This is a genomic window from Micromonospora sp. NPDC051543 (genome assembly GCF_044454415.1).
Lineage (GTDB): Bacteria > Actinomycetota > Actinomycetes > Mycobacteriales > Micromonosporaceae > Micromonospora.
Genome location: NZ_JBITDT010000020.1, coordinates 46,979 through 50,095, shown reverse-complemented (window position 1 = coordinate 50,095; position 3,117 = coordinate 46,979). Strand labels below are relative to the sequence as shown.

Here is a 3,117-nt window from a genome sequence, read left to right as displayed (position 1 = left end):
TTGGGGTTTTTTTGTGGCCCCCCCCCCCGCGCCCCCCTCCCCGTGGGGGTGCCCCGCCCCCCCCCACCCGGGGGGGGGGGTCTGGGGGTCGCCCCCCCCCCCCCGCCGCGACGCGACCGTGTCCCAGCTCACCGAGCCGGGTACGCGCAGGTGGAGCTCAGGTCACTTGAGGGTGACCTTGGCGCCCTCACCCTCGAGCTTGGCCTTCGCCTTCTCGGCGGTCTCCTTGTTGACCTTCTCCAGGATGGCCTTCGGCGCGGACTCGACCGCGTCCTTGGCCTCCTTGAGGCCCAGGCCGGTCAGCTCACGCACGACCTTGATGACCTGGATCTTCTTGCCACCGTCAGCCTCGAGGACGACGTCGAACTCGTCCTTCTCCGGCTCGGCCTCGGCGGCGGCCGGAGCGCCACCGGCGGCGGCAACCGCGACCGGAGCGGCGGCGGTGACCTCGAAGGTGTCCTCGAACTGCTTCACGAACTCAGAGAGCTCGATCAGCGTCATCTCCTTGAACGCGTCGAGCAGCTCGTCGGTGCTGAGCTTCGCCATGTCTGGCGTCCTTTCTAAAGGTTGTTAAAGAACGTGGGTGCGCCGCGCGGCCTCAGGCCGCCTCGGCGCCCTCCTGCTCGCGCTTCTTGTCCGCCAGGGCGGCCGCCGCGCGGGCGGCCTTGGAGAGCGGAGCCTGGAACAGGGCCGCGGCCTTGCTCAGGTTGCCCTTCATCGCGCCGGCCAGCTTGGCCAGCAGCACCTCACGGGACTCCAGGTCGGCGAGCTTCGTGACCTCGGCCGCGGAAATGGCCTTGCCCTCGAAGACACCGCCCTTGATGACGAGCTTCGGGTTGGCCTTCGCGAAGTCGCGAAGCCCCTTCGCCGCCTCGACGACGTCGCCCGAAACGAAAGTCAGCGCGGTAGGACCGGTGAACAGCTCGTCGAGGCCGGTGATGCCCGCGTCCGTCGCGGCACGCTTCGCCAGCGTGTTCTTCGCGACCGTGTAGCTGGTCTCGGCACCGAGCGATCGCCGCAGCTGGGTGAGCTGGGAAACCGTCAGACCGCGGTACTCGGTCAGCACGGTAGCGCCCGCGCTGCGGAAGCTCTCGGTCAGCTCAGCGACGGCCGTGGCCTTGTCGGCTCGGATCGGCTTGTCCGCCATGTCCCTCCTCTCTCGTTACTCGAGGCTGGTCCCCGACACGGCCGAAGCCGAAGCGGGGGCGAAGGCAGCACGACAACGAAAAACCCCGGCGCAGGGCGCACGGGGCGAGGGCCGGCGGGAGGTCACGGTCGGCGGACCATGCTCACTGCCGAATTACGCTTGCCGCCCTACGCGGGTCGCCCGTCGTCGCGGGGCCTTCGACCGTGCCGAAGCACGGTGACCAGCGGTCTCTGGGTGGTTCCTCATCCATGACAACACGGATGACGTTTGAAGAGTACGCGCCCGCGGGACCAGCGCCAAATCGCCCCCGGTGACCCGGGCCACTCAGCCCTGGGCCCGCCGCCGCCACAGGTAGCCGACCGTGACCGCCACGCTCCACGCCAGGGCCCAGGCCGTGAGCCCGAGCAGGGTCAGTGCGGCGGCGTCACCGGCGGTCGTCCGGGCGGTGGCCATGATCGGCGGTACCAGCCAGGGCGCGACCGAACCGCGCAGGCCGAGCGCCACCGCGCCGACACCGCCGAGGGCCAGCACCGCGACGCCGTACGCTGCGCCGCCCACCGACGCCCGGCTGGCCAGCGCGCCGAGGGCAACCGCGGCGGGTACGGCCAGCAGGTGCGCCCACAGCCCCAGCGCGATGCCGACCGGCACCGACCTGTCCCCCGGCTCGACCGGGCCGGTGACCCCACCCACCAGCCACGGAAAGAGCAGCGCGACGGCCACCGCGACCAGCGCCGCCACGCCGGCCGCCAGGAGTCCGGCGAGACGTTCCCGGGCCACCCCGACGGTCACCTGGGCCAGCCGACGCTGCACGTCCGGCTCGATGTCCAGCAGGATCTTGGTCTGCCAGGCGAGCACCGGAAAGAGCACCACGGCCGAGACGCCGTACGCCTCCGCCGGCTGGGACCGGCCGCCGCCGTAGAGCGTGCCGAGCACGACGAGGCCGGCGAGCAGCGGCGCCAACGCCCGTCCGGTACGCAGGAAACCCGCCAGCCGCATCCGCACCAGCGCGTTCATCGATCCTCCCCCGTGCCGGGCTCGACCATCGCGTCGGCCGCTCCGAGCCGGGCCGTCGTGGCCGACGGGGTGGGCGGATGCGCCTGGGGTGGGGCGGTGGAGGCGTCGGCGCGTACTCGAAGGATCTGATGGCCCTCGGCGCGCAGGCGGGCGACGGTGCCGGCGACCCGCGCGGCCGGCACCGCGACCTCGACCACCGCGATGGCCTCCTCGTCGGCGGGCGTGGTCTCCTCGGTCAACACGCCCGCGGCCACCGACCAGCGGCGCGCGGCCGGCAACCGGACCGTCTCCCCCCGGTGGTCACTGACCAGGACGGAGCCACCGTCGGCCAGCACCTCGTCGATCAGCTCGGGAACCAGCTCGCGGGTCGCGGCGTCCAGGCCCTCCCACGGCTCGTCGAGCACCAGCAGGCCCGGCGCCCGCAGCATGGCCTGGGCGAGGCCCACCTTCTGCGCGGTGCCCTTGGACAGCTCCGCGAGGCGCACCGAGCGGAACGCGTCCAGCCCGAGCCGCCGCGTCCAGGTCGTCACCGCCTCGTCGGCGGTTGAGCGTCCCAGCCCGGCCGCGCGGGCCATGCCGGTCAGATAGCGGGACACGGTGAAGGGCTGGTCGGCCGGGAAGCGCTCCGGCACCCAACCCACCCGGGCCGGCCGGTCGACGACCCGACCACGGCCCGGCCGCAACACCCCGGCGGCCACCTGGAGCAGGGTGGACTTGCCCACCCCGTTGCGGCCCAGGACGACCGCCACCTCACCCGGGCCGATCTGCGCGTCCACGCTCCGCAGCACCCACGGACCCCGCCGGTGGTACCGAACCCAGACGTTCTCGAGCCGCATGCGGTCGAGCTTGCCACAGCTGGAACGCGCCGGGGGGGGGGGGGCGGGGCGCGGGGGGGGGGCCCGCGCGCGCGGGGGCGGGGCGGGGGCGGGGCGGGGGCCCCCGGGGGGGGTGATAGA

4 protein-coding genes are annotated in these 3,117 nt (G+C 73.4%); all 4 read right to left on the bottom strand.

Going from position 1 to position 3,117, the window contains the following annotated elements; all coding sequences use genetic code 11:
* Positions 1–162 precede the first annotated feature (162 nt).
* The 4 genes from rplL to ACIA3K_RS27970 all read right to left on the bottom strand — a co-directional run bounded on the left by rplL (position 163) and on the right by ACIA3K_RS27970 (position 2,997).
* Positions 163–546, bottom strand: a complete 384-nt coding sequence (gene rplL / locus ACIA3K_RS27985) for a 50S ribosomal protein L7/L12 (RefSeq protein WP_007465324.1) — start codon at positions 544–546, stop codon at positions 163–165.
* 52 nt (positions 547–598) lie between these two features.
* Complete coding sequence (gene rplJ / locus ACIA3K_RS27980; RefSeq protein ID WP_355050769.1) at positions 599–1,147, bottom strand: 50S ribosomal protein L10; 549 nt, start codon at positions 1,145–1,147, stop codon at positions 599–601.
* A 324-nt stretch (positions 1,148–1,471) separates the two neighbouring features.
* Complete coding sequence (locus ACIA3K_RS27975; RefSeq protein ID WP_396804627.1) at positions 1,472–2,161, bottom strand: hypothetical protein; 690 nt, start codon at positions 2,159–2,161, stop codon at positions 1,472–1,474.
* Entirely contained in the window at positions 2,158–2,997 is an 840-nt protein-coding gene (locus ACIA3K_RS27970; protein ID WP_396804626.1) for an ATP-binding cassette domain-containing protein, read from the bottom strand. The genes ACIA3K_RS27975 and ACIA3K_RS27970 overlap by 4 nt, the downstream gene beginning before the upstream one ends.
* Positions 2,998–3,117: the final 120 nt, after the last annotated feature.